The organism is Flavonifractor sp. HCP28S3_F3, assembly GCF_052065355.1.
In the GTDB taxonomy this organism is placed as follows: Bacteria; Bacillota; Clostridia; order Oscillospirales; family Oscillospiraceae; genus Flavonifractor.
Map to the genome: position 1 here is coordinate 56,814 of NZ_JBQHUF010000013.1, position 15,177 is coordinate 71,990.

Below are 15,177 nucleotides of genomic sequence, written 5' to 3' on the forward strand. Positions count from 1 at the left end.
GCATTTACATGCCAACACAGGTCACAAATTATCAGTGTCCGGCTTGTACGGGCCCGCTCCATTTCGTGGGAGCGTCCGGAAAGCTGGAGTGTGAATACTGCGGCGCCAGTTATGAGGTAGCGGAAATTGAGGCGCTTTACGCAGAGAAGGAGGAAAAAGCGGCGGCAGCCCAGCAGGCGGCAGAGGAGGCGAATGCCGGACAGAACCCGCCTTCTGAGGATGGAGACGCGTGGGACACCTCCGGCTTTTCCGAGGACTGGGGCACGGAGGGCGACGGCATGCGGGCATACAGCTGCCCCAGCTGCGGCGCGGAGCTCATCTGCGACGAAAACACGGCGGCCACCTCCTGTCCCTACTGCGGCAATCCCACCGTGGTGCCGGGGCAGTTTTCCGGGCAGCTGAAGCCGGATTTCATCATTCCCTTCAAGCTGAGCAAGGAAGATGCCGTCAAGGCCCTGAAAAACCACTATAAAGGGAAAATTCTCTTACCCAAGAGCTTTACCCAGGAGAACCATGTGCAGAAGATCCAGGGGGTCTATGTCCCCTTCTGGATGTTCGACGGCGAGGCGGAGGGCGATGCCCGTTATGCCGCTACCCGCTCCCATACATACCGCTCCGGCGACTATGAGATCACGGAGACGGAGCACTACGACGTCTACCGGGCCGGATGGATCGCCTTTGAGAAGATCCCGGCGGATGCCTCCAGCAAGATGCCGGACGACCACATGGATTCCATCGAGCCCTATGATTATCAGGAGCTGAAGCCCTTTTCCACGGCTTATCTCCCCGGTTTTCTGGCCGATAAGTTCGATGTGACGGTGGACCAGTGCCGGCAGCGGGCGGATCAGCGCTGCGAGGGGACCCTGTCCGCAACGCTGCGTGCCACGGTAACAGGCTATGGGACCTGTACGCTCGTAAATGAAACCGTCAGCCTGAAACGGGGCAAGGTGCACTACGCCCTGATGCCCGTCTGGATGCTGAACACCAAATGGAAGGGGAAGGACTTTCTCTTTGCCATGAACGGCCAGACCGGAAAACTGGTGGGCGATCTGCCGGTCAGCTGGGGCAGGTTCTGGGGCCTGTTTGCTGCTATAGCCGCCCCTCTGTCGGTGTTGGGCTCGGTGCTGGCGGTCTTTCTGCTGTGAGAAGGGGGAGATCGGATATGAAGAAAACATGCTCTGTTTTTGTGGTGCTCCTCCTGTTGGCCCTCTCTCTTTGCACGCCTGCTCTGGCTTTCACGGAATATGGCGTGATTTATGATGAAACAGAGGAACTGGGCTCCGCCACGCTGACCATGCAGGGCGAGCAGACCCTCCCGGAGCTTTCGGAGGAGCTGGGTATCGACCTGCGGGTGGATGTGCTGACCCAGATCAGCTATGACAGCATTGCCGATACCGCCGCGGGGATCTACGATGCGTACGGGTATGGCTATGGAGACGACAGGGAAGGGGCCACGCTGACCATCCTGATGGAGCCGCAGGATACGGGCACCTACGCCATGCCTGCCGATGGCTGGTGCGTTTACGCAAACCTGAGCGAAGACCGGGGCAGCAGCCAGGCCCTGGCCGACGCCATCCATAACGCGGTGGAGCCCTCCATGGCCCAGCGGGCCTGGAACGGCGAGGAGATTACCATGAGCGCTGTGGCGCTGACTCAGGCGGTGGATGCCATGGCACAGGCGGCGGAGGATTACATCCTCACAAACTGCCCGCCGGACGCCTCCGGCCCGGACATACCGGAGACACCGGAAACACCCGAAGCGTCCCAGCCGGACAGCGTCAGCATGCAGTATGTGTTTGATATCAGTGACCTGCTCACCTTTGAGGAGTGGGAGGAGCTGGAGACCCGGGCCGCAGATATTTCCAGCCGCCAGCATTGCGGCGTCTATTTCGCCCTGGTAGATGACTACACCGACTATGGAGACGGCGGCGTATATGAGGTCACCTATCAGCTCTACCACGGCAGTGAGCTCGGTTTCGGAACTGACCGGGATGGTATTATTGTTCTGTTCAGTATGGAGGAGCGGGACTATGGCATGTTCGTCTACGGCGGGTACGCCGAATATGCCTTTGATGAATTCGGACAGGAAGAACTGGAGGAGCGGTTCCTGGGTGACTTTGGGGACAACGACTGGTACGGAGGCATCTCCCACTATCTGGACGCCTGTGACGAATTTCTGACAAAGGCAGAAGAAGGGAAGCCGGTGCGCAGCTCCCCTTGGCCGAAGGCTGCCATTGCCGTGGGTATTTCCTGCCTGATCGCGGGGGGAATTTGCGTTCTCCTCCTGCGCAGTATGAAGTCGGTTCATCAAAAGAAAGAGGCCGATGCCTACCTTACCGAAGGCGGGCTGCACCTGACACAGCAGTATGACCGGTATTCCCACACCATCGAGACGCGCACCAAAATCGAAAAGAGCAGCGCAAGCGGTACCAGAAGTGAAAGCGGCGGAGGCGGCAGTGGCCGCAGCGGGAAATTCTGAGAAGGAGGCTGCGCCATGAAGCATTTGCTCCAACGCCGGCTCCTACCGGTATTTCTGTGCATGATGCTGGCTTTGGGCCTGACTGCCTGCGGCGGCAAAGACGCACAGCCCGTTGAAACGGAAACAGGCAGCACGGCGGGAACGCTTTCCGGCAGCAAGGGCGAAAAGGACAACCGGGTAGAAACACCGTCCGGCAGCGGAGAAGTAACGGCGGAGGTGGACCCGAAGCTGGCGGAGGAGTCCCTGAACCTGTTGTATGACGCCATGGCATACGATGACCAGTACGCCGGCGCGGTCGCCTATCTGGGATACAGGAAGCAGGGGGACTCCACCCCGCTGTCGGACTGGCTGGTGGAGAATTGTGCCGGATTGGTGGAGGCCATGCCGTTTCTACTAAATATACCGGCCGAACATATCCTTGGCCCGGGCTATGGTGATTTATTCTGCATCGTTCCCCGGGATAAGAATACCAGCCTTGCCGTGAACCATGTCACCTGGGAATCTCTTGGTAACGGCGTTTGGCCTGTACCGGGTGAGGTGCTCTACCGGGAGGAGTGTGCTCAGTCTGTACTGATATTCGTAAATTATGAGCAATGGCGGGATGAACCGGACACGGAGATCGTCCTTGTGACAAACGATGGCGTGGAGGTGAAGTGGCTTCCGCTGACCGATGAATACGGCATTCCCATCGTGCCCACCGGGGAGAACTACCTTCCCATGCTGATGGATTTCGGCATCTGGGGCTATGTGACCGGGTTGGACTACCCCGAGGACTGGGAGCCGTCCGGGGACGACTGGTGGCTGCCGCCCACAGACTGGGGGCTGGCTTACACAAATTGGACCTGCGAGCAGTGGTACATGGAGTTCGGCTGGGGCGACAGCGACCCGGACTATTCCGGACGCATCGATCTCTACCATCAGCCGGAGGATGGGCAGGAGTATGCGTACTCGTATTCCGGCATCTGGCGTATGGAGGGCGACTGCCTGTATCTGGACCTCTCGGACGGCGCGGGCACCCGCATGAGCGGCAGCTTCCCGGTGCTGATCGACCCCTCCGGCGAATCTCTCCATATCCAGCAGGATCGTGAAACCGGTGTGTGTCCACCCTTTTTTGGCGAGGGCATGACCTGTATGGAACTGATACGCGCCTATGGCTGAGAGAACATCAGGCGCACGAGTGTGGGACAGGCGTGAAAGGAGTATTTGTATGAGTATTTTTGACAGGCTAAAGCAGTCCGCCGTGGATGCCGCGGCGACGGCAGCCACAGCCATTGGAAACAAGCGGGAAACCTTTACCTTTGCGGCCCTCCCTGAGAGCCTTGCCCAGCTGCAGGCTCTCCCGGAGGCGGCCCTTGACACCCCCTTTCAGGCGGCGGCGCTGACCGTGCTGGCCCTGTGCGCCTATGCCGCTGACCGGCAGATCGGCACGGATATGCTGAATTGGCTGCGGGGGCCCCGTCCTTTGAGCGGACAGGAGATATCCTTCTTAAACGACCGTTTTCGTGACGGAAAGACCTACCTTCCATTCACCTACTTTGCCGGCTCTACCCCCGACAACAATTACACACCCGCCCAGCCCTATACCATCCGGGTGGAAAGCAACCATGTTTCCGGTGAGGAGCAGGGCTATATGAAACTGTTTATCCCCTGCGGCGGCGCGGACAGCCCTCGCCCCATCAAACTCCGACAGCGGGGCAGCGATGGGAAATGGTTCCTCTGGGAGCAATATCTGCTCACCGGTGTCCGCACCCCTAAGTCCGCCGACCCGTGGGCGTAAGCCGAAAGGAAAGCTCCCGGTGGGAGCGAACCGTGTGGCGGAGAGCCGGGACGCCTACCGGGAGCAATCAGAAAAACATTTGCATTGGATAGAGGGTGCCGACCATGAAAACACTTCTATTTATATCATCCAATAAAATGCTGGGACAGGGGCTATCGGCAGCCATTCAATCCAAATCGGAGCTTGGCTTCCTGTGGGCGGCCCAACTCAATTATCCGCAGGCTATTGTGGGAGTTGATATTTTCCACGCTGATGTGGTGATATTGGATGTTGTGGATCAGGTGGATGTGGAGTTGGCAGTTGAGATCTGCCGTTCCATTCGGCAGAATGAGCAGAATATAAAGATCCTGCTCCTGGTCAGGCCGGAACAAGCCGTTGTGCGCAAAGTGGCTGTGGACACAAAAAATGCCGGTCTGGCAGATGACTTTGTCTTTTATGACAGCTCCCTGACCTATCTGCTCGCAAAGCTGGAGGCATTATAATTCTATTGGCTAAATATGATTTTGAAGCGGCTTTGAGAAATTCAGAGCCGCTCTTCTTACTGCTTTTGCGACGATGCTTATGAAATTGGGGGGAGCAATAGCGGAACGGATTTCAGATAGGCGGTGGCGGTATCCGGCGGGCTGCTGTGTCCACATCGCCTTGGTTTCTATCTTTGTTAACAGTGTATTAAAATCACTTTGATCAAAATATCTCAAAACTGTTTTGTAGCTTACTGACCACACGAACAGCCACAGACAGGGCCGGAATGGCCGGAAATTTTGCGTTTTAAAAGTGTTGGAAAGCAATTTTCCCAGAGCGAAAATACCCGTAAACAAGAGAAAAAGATTAAAAAAATTAAAAATTTAGCGTTGGTAAGGATGAGGTCTCCGGTTCAAATCCGGATAGCAGCTCCAAAAAGCCTTGAAAACTTTGGCTTTCAGGGCTTTTTTGTTGCGATTTTTGATTTTTTGGTGTGGGTCAAAATGTGGGTCAACCTTCTGAGCCACACCGTGACCCGCACGCCGAAATGGCCGGAAAGGTTTAAACAGTGCCGGGCAGGAAGTTTGCGATTCCTGCCCGGCTTTTTCTCTCTGTCTTACATGACCTGCTCCATAAAGCTGCCCATGGCGGTTGCTGCCTCGTCCTGCTTTTGTCTTGTTGCATGGGTGTAGGTGCGGAGTGTAAATTCTGCGTCATAGTGCCCCAGCATGGAGGACACCGTCTTTACGTTTACGCCGTTCTGGAGAGCTGTGCAAAGGTGCGCCGCAGATCGTGGAAGCGGATGTGAGGGAGCCCAGCGTCCTTCAGGAGCAGGTTTACCACCGAATCTGGGTGGTACATTTCCCCGGTAATAGGAGACAGAAACAGGTAAGGGCCGTCCGGGTGCTTGCTGTGCTCCTGGATAAGTAAATTCACTGCTGTCTGTGGGATGGATACCAAGCGGACGGAGTTTTCCGTTTTAGGCCGGGTGAGCTCCAGGGAGCCGTCCGGGTTGCGGATATACTGCTTGCCGACGGAGATCGTTTTGCTTCGGATGTCTACGTCATCCCACCGCAAAGCCACCAGCTCTCCCTTCCGCAGTCCGCTGACCAGTTTCGGATAGAAAATGGGAAGGAGATCTTGGGTTTTGGCGGCTTCCAGATAGGCGTGCATGGCCTTGGGCGGCAGAATCTGCATTTTGATCTTTCAGGGCTTTGGAGCAATACAGTCCTTGGTGGGATTCCTGGGTATCAGCCGCTCCTTGATCGCTCGTTCCAGAGCTGCATGGAGCATTAGGTGCACGCTGTGGACCGTGGTGGTGCTCAGCCCCTTTACCTGCGCCTTTCCAATGTGTATTCTGCCATCTTCCAATAACTCTTTGTAGAGCTTTTGCAGGTGCCTGGTGGTCAGCTTCTTTAGCTTGATGTCACCGATGTGAGGGATTGTGTAGGTCTCAATAATGAGATCATAGCGATTTGCCGTGGCAATATGCACATTGGGTTTGGCGTAGAGCTTATACCAGGTGCGCAGCCAGGTAGTCACAGTGTACTCGTCTGCTGCCTTGCTGATGTCTAAACCCTGGCACTCCTCCAGAGCTTTTTTCAGCTTTTCCTTGACTTCTCCCTGAGTCTTACCTAGGATATTCTTGATGATCTGTTTTCCGGTTTTGGGACTATACCCAGCCGTGTACCGGCCCTCCCAGCGGCCATCCCTCCGCTTCCTGATGTTGCCCTCTCCGTTAGCTCATTTCTTTTCCAAGCAGTGTCACCTCCAGTTCTTTTGCAATTTCCTGGGCTAGCTTGAATCCGGCGATAAAGCTGGCCAGAGAGAGCTTCTCCCGCAGCGGGTTTTCCGCATCCACCAGCTGCATCAGCTTTCGCCGTTTCGGCTGCCCAAGACAGTCCCGCACTGCGGGTCGTTGTAACCTCCGCTAGTTCCAGCTGCCCTTCCCCATCCCAACGCAGGGCGCACAGTACCCCACAGGCGGTTACGCCGCTGGTCAGAACAAAAGTGGGTGCGGGCTTCTGCCCGCAAAAACGCGTTTGGCAGCCGCTTGCGGCAAGCCAAATGTTCTGCTTGCCCCACCCATGGGTGGGTGAAATCGCTCCCTCACCACTGCCGGCATCTATCCAGAAGCAGGAGACTATCCGTACTGCGGGGAGAGACGATGATTTTTTCTCCTGCTTCTCTCTGTTGACAGCGTATGAGAACCGCCTTTGTTTACTGGAGTTCCCCAATAGAACCAGGAGGGCACATGGCTTTCTTAGCCGGCCCGAGGAAGGGAACTTCGAATAACTTTGTCGATGGCTGTCCGGTTTTCCACAAGACTGTAAATAATGATAATAGGCAGTTCTATATAGCCGGAAAGAAGTTGATTTTATGCCTGGAAAGCGTGCACGCAAAGCATCATCTTTTCCCCGCATCTTGAAACGATTGTATCTGATGGCTGTCGTTCTATCAGCGATTATCGTGATCGCCTATCTCGCGTGGAAGGCAGTGATCAAACCGCCTCCCATGGCGGAGGCTTCTCCTGCGGAAACACAGGTACAGGCCGGAGAAGACGCGGTGCACACGCCGGCGCCGTCAAGCACGCAGGGGAATTTTGAGCGCAGGCGCTTGTGCTATACGTTCTTGCTTGTGGCGTCAGACCAGGCAAGCGCAAACGCGGACACCATTATGGTGCTGACGTATGACACGGTAGAGCAGACGGCGGGGCTGGTGTCCATTCCGAGAGATACGCTGGTGGACCGCCGTTTTCCCAAGATCAACGCGGTCTACCACGACGGGATCGAGGCATTGCGGGATGAAGTATCCCGGATGCTGGGTATCCCGATTGATTATTATATCTGTGTGGATGTGGATGGCTTTGTTCAAGTGGTGGACGCGGTGGATGGGATCGACTTTGATGTGCCCATCCATATGTCCTATGATGATCCGCTTCAGGATCTGCACATCCATTTCGAACCCGGAATGCAGCACATCAACGGGAAAGAAGCCCTGGCAATCTGCCGCCTGAGGAAAAACTCCGACGGCACCATGGCCTATCCCGACTCGGATATCGGAAGGACACGCACACAGCAGCAGGTTTTGGTTGCCATCGCGAAAAAGCTGCTCAAGAACCCGCAAAAGATATTTGAGTACATAGAAATCTGGAAGGAAAATGTGGTTACGGATCTGAAGGCGGAGCATATGGCGTGGTTTGTTTCGTCGCTCCTGGACTTTCCGCTGGAAACCGGCCTTTCCTTTGCGACGCTGCCAGGTGATGGGACGGTAAAATATAAAGGGGTGGAATGGTGCTATGAACTCTACCCGGAGGAAACTCTGGAGATCGTAAATGAAATGTTAAATCCATATACAAAGTCGTTGACAGAACAGAATCTGGACATTTTTCAAGCAAAATAGTACGGAAGTGTCGGTTTACTTGTGCCTTTTGTGAGGTAAAGGAAGGAACGTGCCATGAAAGTAAGCAGACTGTATCTCTCGCTGATTTGCCTGTTGCTCCTCCTCAGCGTTTCCGGCTGTACCTCCGCTGATGCGGATCCGAGCTTGCCTTCGCAGCCTGCATCCCCTTCTGCCTCCACCCCGGCCCCTGCACCCGAGGGGCCTTATCGGGAGGATGCTTTTACAGCGATTGCCAGCAGCTATATGACCTATTATGCCATTCGGGAAGACGGCACGCTGGTGGGCTGGGGTGACAACTACCGTGGACTTATCAACAGTCCTGCGGTAGGGATGACCTATGACGGGGCAGTGGAGATGATGGAGGATGTCACTGCTGTCTACGCGGGACAGTGGGTCACGCTGGTGCTATGCCAGGACGGAACCCTTTGGGGGATCGGCTCCAGCCTCTCTGGCCTGCTTCCGGAAGCAGATGCGGAAGCGGACCCATACACTCCTCGCTTTTTGATGGACAACGTGATTATGGCTGCCCCGTCGGGTGAGAGCGCATGTGCCCTTCGCTCTGACGGCACCGTGTGGCAGTGTGGCGGAGGCAAGAGCTTTCAGCCAAAGCAGATTTTAACCGATATCGTAAAAATAGAGGCAAACTCCTCTGCTTTTTATGCCATAGATACGGAAGGCACGCTCTATGTGTGGGGGACGCTTTTGCCTTTGAATACAGACCTTGAAGAGCCTTGGTTGGAGCCGCGGCAGATTTTGGAGGGAGTAACAGACGTAGCCTCCTCTGGACGTCGGCTCCTGGTGCGGAAAGCGGACAACAGTCTGTGGCGAATGGGCTGGTGGCAAAAGGAGAGCTGCGCTTACACCGACCTGGAGCTCTGGATGGAGGATGTGATCTTCTTTACCATTGATCTGGCTATCACGGAGGACCATACACTCTGGAGCTTGGATGATGATACCCCTGTTCGTCTCATGGACAACGCAGCCAGTGCGGTAAGGGGGGAGCAAGGGATCCTCGCTCTGGATAAAGAAGGACAGCTTTGGATGCTTGCGCCGGATTCCGATGTACCCACGCTGCTGGCTGGATATTCCACGAAAGAAATACCAGGGCCCTCTCCCGAGACAGGTGTTCTTCCGGTGGCGGAGGTACCGGTCTCCGCCCTGACCGAGTGCTATGCCATCCGGGAAGACGGAACCTTGCTCCAGGTGGAGAAGGACGGCAGTTATACGGAACTGTTGGAAAATGCAGCTGCTGTCTATGCCGGCCAGTGGGTCAACTACGCCATTGATCGGAGCGGGACTCTCTGGGGGATGGGAGGCGATACGGGCAGCCGTCTGCCGGGCGCCTACTACGGAGAGGCTCCCGCAGAATTTGTCCCCATCTTGGAAGAGGTGTCCTCCGTCGCCCAGTATTCCGAGACCTATGCCATGGTCAAGCAGGACGGCACCCTGTGGGCCTGGGGCGACCTTTTGGGGGCGGAGAGCTGGAAGGAGCCGGTTTACCTTGATGACCAGGTCCTGTCCGCCTCCTGCGAGGCCTATCCCGGCGGCCTCTATATCAAGGGGGATCACACCCTCTGGCGGTGGGAGCCTATCCTTCAGAAAAACGGGACCTGCGAGATCCGGCAGCGGCAGGTTTTGGAGGGCGTACTGGACGCCTGCCGGTGGGAGGATTCTTTTTTTATTCTGAAAGAGGATGGAACGGCCTGGCTCTATGACGATTTGGAGGGGAACAGTGGGACGCACCTTTTGGATGGGGTGCGCTCCGTGGACAGCCATTTTCTGCTCCAGGAGGACGGTGCCCTGTGGGAAGTTCTTGCGGATGGGCAGGACTGTACGCTCCGGCAGATCGGAAAGCAGGTCTCTTACGCAGCGTGGATGTATGCCTGGGATTGCTTCCTCTGCCTGGATCAGAACGGTGTACTGCGGACGCTGGCTTCAGACGGTTCCGGAGATGTGCTCACAGATGGGATACGGTATCCCGCCTGAGAGGATTTCGCAGGCGGCCAGAGGGAGCAGGAACGACAGCATGGCGGCTGGATCTAGATCAGCAGGTGGGTGCCGAAGCAGATCCTTGCCGCTGTATACAGCAGTATAAAGCCCAAAGCGGAACCAGCGTTTTACCTGCTATGATCCTGGAGGGCTATATTTGATGAGCTATTTTTCGATAGCGGCAAAAAAGAAAACCACTTAAATGTTTGAATTTAAGTGGTTTTCTTTTGATTTTTGAGCGAGTTTAAGAGAAATGAAAGAGCTTTGCATAAGGCGTTTCTCACTCATATGCTGCATGCTGTAACATGCACCCTTAATGGCTTAAGCCTGGTATCCTTCGATGGCAGCAGCGATATGTTCCAGACCTTTTGCAAGCATACTTCTGGGCATGGCCAGGTTAAGACGGATGTAGCCTTTTGCATTTCCCACGAAGAGGCTGTTGCCTCCCTCCAACAGTACTCCAGCCTTCTGCGCAAAGAAAAGCGGCAAATCCTCTACACCGGGCAGTACCTGATTCATGTCGATCCAAGCCAGATAAGTTGCCTCAGCTTTTGTAACAACTGCCGCAGGAATCCTTTGGGCAAAGAACCGCTCCATATAGTCAAAATTAGCGTCCAGGTAAGCCCGCAGCTCCATCAACCAATCATAACCTTTCTCATAGGCTGCCTGAACCGCTGCGATGGACAGGGGATTCATGTCGCAGGTCTCATGAAAATGCATCAAATTTCGGAGCGCCTCGTCCCGGACGATGATATTGGACATCATCATTCCAGCCAAATTAAAGGCCTTGCTGGCGGACATACAGGTGACCAGCTTTTGATAGTCGGGCATAACTTTACCTAACGGGGTGTGACGCCGATCGCTGCGAAGCACATCGCAGTGGATCTCGTCCGAAATTACCCACAAATCATTTTTCTGAATCAGCTGGCTCAAACGATCTAACTCTTCCCAGGTCCAGATACGGCCCGTGGGATTATGAGGGTTACAAAAAATCAGTACAGCTACATCAGGATCCGCTGCTTTTTGCTCCAAATCCTCCCAGTCAATAGTAAAATGCCCCTGAGCATCCTTTTTTAATGGGGAGCTGACCAGTTCGCGCTGATTGTGCTCCGCTGCATGAAGGAAATAGCTGTATGCCGGCGTGAGTGTCAGAACCTTTTTCCCCTCGGGTACCAAATCCCCCACCAGCTCATACAGGGCTGCCACCACACCCAGAGTAAATACCAGCTGCTCCTGGGGGAAGTCCCAGCCGTAAAGTTTCCGGCACCAGGCACTGAAGGCACGGTAATATCGGTCGTCGTAGAGGTTGGTGTAACCGAAAATTTTGCGATCAGCCCGCTCTTTGATAGCCTCAATGATCTCGGGCGCGGTTGAGAATTCCATATCCGCAACCCACATGCGAATAAACTCGTCATCTGTATAAGGGAATTCAATACCTGGGTAGGTACCGAATATATACCCTCTGAATCCCTCCACATTCATGGAGTTAGTTCCTCTACGGTCCACAATCTCGTCAAAGTTGTATTTCATAGATACATCCTTTCCTGTGTGCAGTGTGGAAAAGAGGGCCCCAAGCTGATAATGACGCATCAACCTGGAGCCCTCATGCTCAGCATGGTATGTTAAACGGACTTGCTTTCTTTGTTCAACTTATCCTCAAAGAATAGGTCGAAATCCGGATCCACCTTACCCACATGGAAGTGGCGTGCTTTATAATCCTTAAGCAGCTTTAGGTAATCACCGGAAAGCACAAGGATAACAAACATGTTTACAAAGGTGGGAATTGCAGAAGATACATCCACCAGAGTCCAGACAAAGCCCTGGTTATTGGTCTTTACCAAATAGATACACCAGAACAGGCCAGGCAGGAAGCGCAAAATTTTATAACCCTTTACAATGATCTTTTCCATAATGCTGCCGCTCTGCTTGAACACCTGCTTGAGGCAAATCATGTAATAGGTAAACCAGCCACCGGCAGTGGTAACCGTGAAGACGATCATAATAATGGCGAGGGCAAAGGCGCCGAAGGAGCCGAAGCCTTCAGCAAAGGCCTGTACTGCCAAAGCACCGCCATCACTGCCACTGACCCATTGTCCAGAGATGATAGTGGAAATACCGGTGATGCTGCAGACGATGATGGTGTCAAAAAACACCTCAAAGGAGCCCCACAACCCCTGCTCCACAGGATGCGGGGTCTTAGCCGAGGCGTGGATCATAGGGGAGGTACCCCAACCAGCCTCATTGGAATACACCGAGCGGGCCAGACCCACACTGACAATTTTGCTGACCGAAGCGCCGGCGAAGCCGCCGATGGCCGCAGTGCCGGTAAAAGCACCGCCAAAGATAGTGGCAAGTGTGGCAGGAACCGCAGTAATATTTACCAGAATCATACCAATGCCCATCAAAATGTAGGCGATGCTCATAAAGGGAACCAGTTTGCTGAAGACATTGGCTACGCCGTGGAAGCCGCCGGTGGTAATCAGGTACTCGATAATCACAATGACTGCACCGATCAGAATGATACCCTCCACGGTAATGCCGCCGATCTGGATATCAGGCACATGGAAGGCACCGGAAACTACCTGAGCAGTAGTCAGCGTACCGGAGGTAAAAACAAAGGTAGTGGCGATGCCAAAGCCGAACAGGATAGCAGGAATTTTCCAAAGCTTACCCCAGTGATGTGCAACACCTAGACCCTGCTGCATGTAGTAGGTAGGGCCGCCATAAGTATCCTCGCTGCCTTTATCCCGCATTCGGTAGTAGCAACCAAGCGTAACCTCCACCTGTTTTATGATCATGCCTGTGAGGGCGCAGACCCACATCCAGAAGATGGCACCGGGGCCACCGGAGGCTACTGCCGTGGCCACACCTGCGATATTACCGAAGCCTACAGTGCCGCCGATGGCGATGCATGCGGTCTCAAAAGGCTTGAGCATACCAGGTGTGTTCTTTGCACTTTCGTCTTTCTTAAATATGGAGCCAATGGTGCGCTTGAAAATCCAACCAAAGTGGCGAAACTGAAAGAATCCAGAAATTACGGTAAAGAATATGCCGGAGCCAAACATCAGCACGGTAAGGGGGGCCCCCCACAGCCAGCCATCTATCATCGTAATAATTTCTACCACAGGGATTCCTCCTTTATCTCCCGATTTACTCCCTTATTGAGCGAGATTGATCTCGAGCACAATGCCTTCAAACGTGACTGCACGGCACTCAGTACCGCCGGTGGTAGCAGGCTCATAGAGGATTTTATAGCCGTCCTGCTTCAGCTTGGCAATAATCTCGTCCCGCTTTTCCACTGTGTCGACCTTGATGTTGATGTGTGCCAGACCTACGCGGTTGGGGTCTTGGGGGACGTCTACCATGTCGGGTTTGGTCATAATCTCCAGCTTGGCACCGTCCCCGATCTGCATAATGTAGGAGTAATATCCGTTTTCCTCCTCGTTGTAGGTGGCTACCAACTTGGCGTCAAAATAGTCTGTGAAAAACTTTTTTGCGCCCTCCAGATCCTTGACAAACATACCTACATTGCCGATAAACATTTTGTTTCCTCCCTTTCTCTACAGCGTTTTGGCTTTGCTTGTGATGATTTTATTATATTTGTCAGGGGAACAAAATAATCTGTTTGCTATAAAATTTCATTTGTTTGCGAACTACACGAATATGCTGTCGTTGAGGCAGAGGCAAAATCCTATTATCCTAAGGTCATGCCGCCGTCCACCAAAAAGTTGGTCCCGTTGATATAAGAGGCTTCCTCGGAACAGAGGAAGGCAATAGCCTGGGCAATTTCCTCAGGCTCTCCAGGGCGACCCAAGGGCCCTAAAGTCACATTGTCAGAGCTGTTTTCGATACCGACATCTTTATAACTGGCCAGAATGGTCTTCATCATACCGGTATTTACCCAGCCGGGCGAGACAGCATTGATCCGCACGCCGTTTCCGCCGTTCTCGTTGGCGGCGTTTCTCGCCATTTGGATGACAGCTGCCTTACTGGCACCGTATGCAATTTCATAAGGATAGGCACACATACCGGAGACGGAACCCAAATTGACAATGGCGCCGGCTTTCTGCTTCTGCATTATAGGCAAAACATTCTGCATCATCAGAAACGTGCCAAATACGTTGACATCAAAGACCTTCTTGACATCGGCAAAAGAGTAGTCCTCCATTCGGGCACTGGGGCCGGGAATACCAGCGGCATTGACCAAAGCATCAATGCGGCCATAATGCTCCAGAATGGCAGCAACAACGGCACGGACCTGCTTCTGATCGGATATATCTGCGCCAAGACAGAAGGCCTGGGTACTGTCTAGTCCAAGCTTTTCAGCCGCCTGCTGGCAGAGCTCCTTGCGCAGGTCCACCAGAGCGGCCCGAGCACCATGCTCTGTAAATTTTTTTACCACCGCGGCACCAATTCCGCCGCCGGCCCCTGTCACCACAACCACTTTGTCCGTAAAATTCATGCTTCCACGCTCCCCTCGCTTCTCGCTGTTTTATGCATCGGTCGATACATGAGTCTCTTCCGGAGCTTTGAGTTTGCCTTCCACGATCATTCTGGCCACAAGCTCGGCGCAGAAAGCCACCGTGGTGGCACAGTGGAAGGTCCCATTGTGTGCCATATATGCGGCGTCTCCTTCAGGTGTCTGCCAATCGTACACCCCTCCCATGTTGTGATTCATCACCTCGTAGCAGAGGATACCCTCGTACCGAGTTCGGAACTGCTCTACCAGCTTCTGAATTATGTTGTGGCACTCCTGGTAGTCTCCGCCCAGATCATCGATGGGACGACCATAAAACAGGCTGACCACCCAAGCTGCCGCATTCAGCGCTCCGCAGGTACCCAGCAGAGAACAGCCGCAACCGCCGGCGATACCGAAGCTGGCTTGGAGCATCTCCTTCGTAATTCCAATGTCCGGAAAGGCGCACGCCAGACCGTTCAGGCAGCTCTGGATGCAGTTGCCGTAGTCCGTTTCTGTCTGAAATCCAATGTCCATTGCCTTTTTGACAAGCGCTTCCTTCTCCTCAGCCGGAAGCACGGTATAATCCCGCATACAGGTCCCCCTTTTCAA

General features: G+C 54.2%; 15 protein-coding genes. 7 read left to right on the top strand and 8 right to left on the bottom strand.

Annotated elements, in window-relative coordinates:
- Window positions 1–8: 8 nt before the first annotated feature.
- From ACTNB1_RS11740 to ACTNB1_RS11760, 5 genes are all read left to right on the top strand, one after another.
- On the top strand, window positions 9–1,145 hold the full coding sequence (locus ACTNB1_RS11740) for a hypothetical protein (protein WP_204859627.1): 1,137 nt from the start codon (window positions 9–11) through the stop codon (window positions 1,143–1,145).
- A gap of 17 nt (window positions 1,146–1,162) precedes the next feature.
- On the top strand, window positions 1,163–2,479 hold the full coding sequence (locus tag ACTNB1_RS11745; RefSeq protein ID WP_441169691.1) for a TPM domain-containing protein: 1,317 nt from the start codon (window positions 1,163–1,165) through the stop codon (window positions 2,477–2,479).
- 15 nt (window positions 2,480–2,494) lie between these two features.
- Window positions 2,495–3,637, top strand: coding sequence for a hypothetical protein (locus ACTNB1_RS11750; protein ID WP_441169693.1), 1,143 nt, complete (start codon window positions 2,495–2,497; stop codon window positions 3,635–3,637).
- Between the two features lie 49 nt (window positions 3,638–3,686).
- Window positions 3,687–4,256 carry a DUF6935 domain-containing protein gene (locus ACTNB1_RS11755; protein WP_204859624.1) on the top strand — a complete coding sequence of 190 codons (570 nt, stop codon included), beginning with the start codon at window positions 3,687–3,689 and terminating at the stop codon, window positions 4,254–4,256.
- A gap of 104 nt (window positions 4,257–4,360) precedes the next feature.
- Window positions 4,361–4,738, top strand: a complete 378-nt coding sequence (locus ACTNB1_RS11760) for a hypothetical protein (protein ID WP_154250731.1) — start codon at window positions 4,361–4,363, stop codon at window positions 4,736–4,738.
- Window positions 4,739–5,468: 730 nt separating this feature from the next.
- Here the strand turns inward: ACTNB1_RS11760 and ACTNB1_RS11765 are convergent.
- From ACTNB1_RS11765 to ACTNB1_RS11775, 3 genes are all read right to left on the bottom strand, one after another.
- The gene (locus ACTNB1_RS11765) at window positions 5,469–5,915 is read right to left on the bottom strand and encodes a site-specific integrase (RefSeq protein WP_441169695.1); all 447 of its coding nucleotides are present in this window, start codon (window positions 5,913–5,915) and stop codon (window positions 5,469–5,471) included.
- 9 nt (window positions 5,916–5,924) lie between these two features.
- Complete coding sequence (locus ACTNB1_RS11770) at window positions 5,925–6,260, bottom strand: phage integrase SAM-like domain-containing protein (protein WP_441169697.1); 336 nt, start codon at window positions 6,258–6,260, stop codon at window positions 5,925–5,927.
- A gap of 196 nt (window positions 6,261–6,456) precedes the next feature.
- Window positions 6,457–6,588 (bottom strand): hypothetical protein, encoded by a 132-nt coding sequence (locus tag ACTNB1_RS11775; RefSeq protein WP_441169699.1) that lies wholly within the window; start codon window positions 6,586–6,588, stop codon window positions 6,457–6,459.
- A gap of 509 nt (window positions 6,589–7,097) precedes the next feature.
- On the opposite strand from ACTNB1_RS11775, the gene ACTNB1_RS11780 reads away from it, so the two are divergent.
- Together ACTNB1_RS11780 and ACTNB1_RS11785 are read left to right on the top strand one after the other, a co-directional pair.
- The gene (locus ACTNB1_RS11780) at window positions 7,098–8,120 is read left to right on the top strand and encodes an LCP family glycopolymer transferase (protein WP_441169701.1); all 1,023 of its coding nucleotides are present in this window, start codon (window positions 7,098–7,100) and stop codon (window positions 8,118–8,120) included.
- A gap of 54 nt (window positions 8,121–8,174) precedes the next feature.
- Window positions 8,175–10,106: a hypothetical protein gene (locus tag ACTNB1_RS11785; RefSeq protein WP_441169703.1), complete on the top strand. Its 1,932-nt coding sequence runs from the start codon at window positions 8,175–8,177 to the stop codon at window positions 10,104–10,106.
- Window positions 10,107–10,430: 324 nt separating this feature from the next.
- Here ACTNB1_RS11785 and ACTNB1_RS11790 read toward each other — a convergent pair whose 3' ends face one another.
- The 5 genes from ACTNB1_RS11790 to ACTNB1_RS11810 all read right to left on the bottom strand — a co-directional run bounded on the left by ACTNB1_RS11790 (window position 10,431) and on the right by ACTNB1_RS11810 (window position 15,159).
- Window positions 10,431–11,639, bottom strand: coding sequence for a MalY/PatB family protein (locus tag ACTNB1_RS11790; RefSeq protein WP_441169705.1), 1,209 nt, complete (start codon window positions 11,637–11,639; stop codon window positions 10,431–10,433).
- Between the two features lie 92 nt (window positions 11,640–11,731).
- The gene (locus ACTNB1_RS11795) at window positions 11,732–13,234 is read right to left on the bottom strand and encodes an alanine/glycine:cation symporter family protein (RefSeq protein WP_441169707.1); all 1,503 of its coding nucleotides are present in this window, start codon (window positions 13,232–13,234) and stop codon (window positions 11,732–11,734) included.
- Window positions 13,235–13,267: 33 nt separating this feature from the next.
- Window positions 13,268–13,651: a VOC family protein gene (locus ACTNB1_RS11800; protein ID WP_441169709.1), complete on the bottom strand. Its 384-nt coding sequence runs from the start codon at window positions 13,649–13,651 to the stop codon at window positions 13,268–13,270.
- 152 nt (window positions 13,652–13,803) lie between these two features.
- A complete protein-coding gene (locus ACTNB1_RS11805) occupies window positions 13,804–14,571 on the bottom strand; it encodes an SDR family NAD(P)-dependent oxidoreductase (protein ID WP_441169711.1) in 768 nt (255 codons plus the stop codon).
- Window positions 14,572–14,601: 30 nt separating this feature from the next.
- Entirely contained in the window at window positions 14,602–15,159 is a 558-nt protein-coding gene (locus ACTNB1_RS11810) for a C-GCAxxG-C-C family protein (RefSeq protein WP_441169713.1), read from the bottom strand.
- Window positions 15,160–15,177 lie beyond the last annotated feature (18 nt).

Excerpts from the sequence above, each read along its gene's own strand:
- ACTNB1_RS11740 (WP_204859627.1), top strand. The coding sequence starts at position 9 with ATGCCAACACAGGTCACAAATTATCAGTGTCCGGCTTGTACGGGCCCG.
- ACTNB1_RS11745 (WP_441169691.1), top strand. The coding sequence starts at position 1,163 with ATGAAGAAAACATGCTCTGTTTTTGTGGTGCTCCTCCTGTTGGCCCTC.
- ACTNB1_RS11750 (WP_441169693.1), top strand. The coding sequence starts at position 2,495 with ATGAAGCATTTGCTCCAACGCCGGCTCCTACCGGTATTTCTGTGCATG.
- ACTNB1_RS11755 (WP_204859624.1), top strand. The coding sequence starts at position 3,687 with ATGAGTATTTTTGACAGGCTAAAGCAGTCCGCCGTGGATGCCGCGGCG.
- ACTNB1_RS11760 (WP_154250731.1), top strand. The coding sequence starts at position 4,361 with ATGAAAACACTTCTATTTATATCATCCAATAAAATGCTGGGACAGGGG.
- ACTNB1_RS11765 (WP_441169695.1), bottom strand. The coding sequence starts at position 5,915 with ATGCAGATTCTGCCGCCCAAGGCCATGCACGCCTATCTGGAAGCCGCC.
- ACTNB1_RS11775 (WP_441169699.1), bottom strand. The coding sequence starts at position 6,588 with ATGCAGCTGGTGGATGCGGAAAACCCGCTGCGGGAGAAGCTCTCTCTG.
- ACTNB1_RS11780 (WP_441169701.1), top strand. The coding sequence starts at position 7,098 with ATGCCTGGAAAGCGTGCACGCAAAGCATCATCTTTTCCCCGCATCTTG.
- ACTNB1_RS11785 (WP_441169703.1), top strand. The coding sequence starts at position 8,175 with ATGAAAGTAAGCAGACTGTATCTCTCGCTGATTTGCCTGTTGCTCCTC.
- ACTNB1_RS11790 (WP_441169705.1), bottom strand. The coding sequence starts at position 11,639 with ATGAAATACAACTTTGACGAGATTGTGGACCGTAGAGGAACTAACTCC.
- ACTNB1_RS11800 (WP_441169709.1), bottom strand. The coding sequence starts at position 13,651 with ATGTTTATCGGCAATGTAGGTATGTTTGTCAAGGATCTGGAGGGCGCA.
- ACTNB1_RS11805 (WP_441169711.1), bottom strand. The coding sequence starts at position 14,571 with ATGAATTTTACGGACAAAGTGGTTGTGGTGACAGGGGCCGGCGGCGGA.
- ACTNB1_RS11810 (WP_441169713.1), bottom strand. The coding sequence starts at position 15,159 with ATGCGGGATTATACCGTGCTTCCGGCTGAGGAGAAGGAAGCGCTTGTC.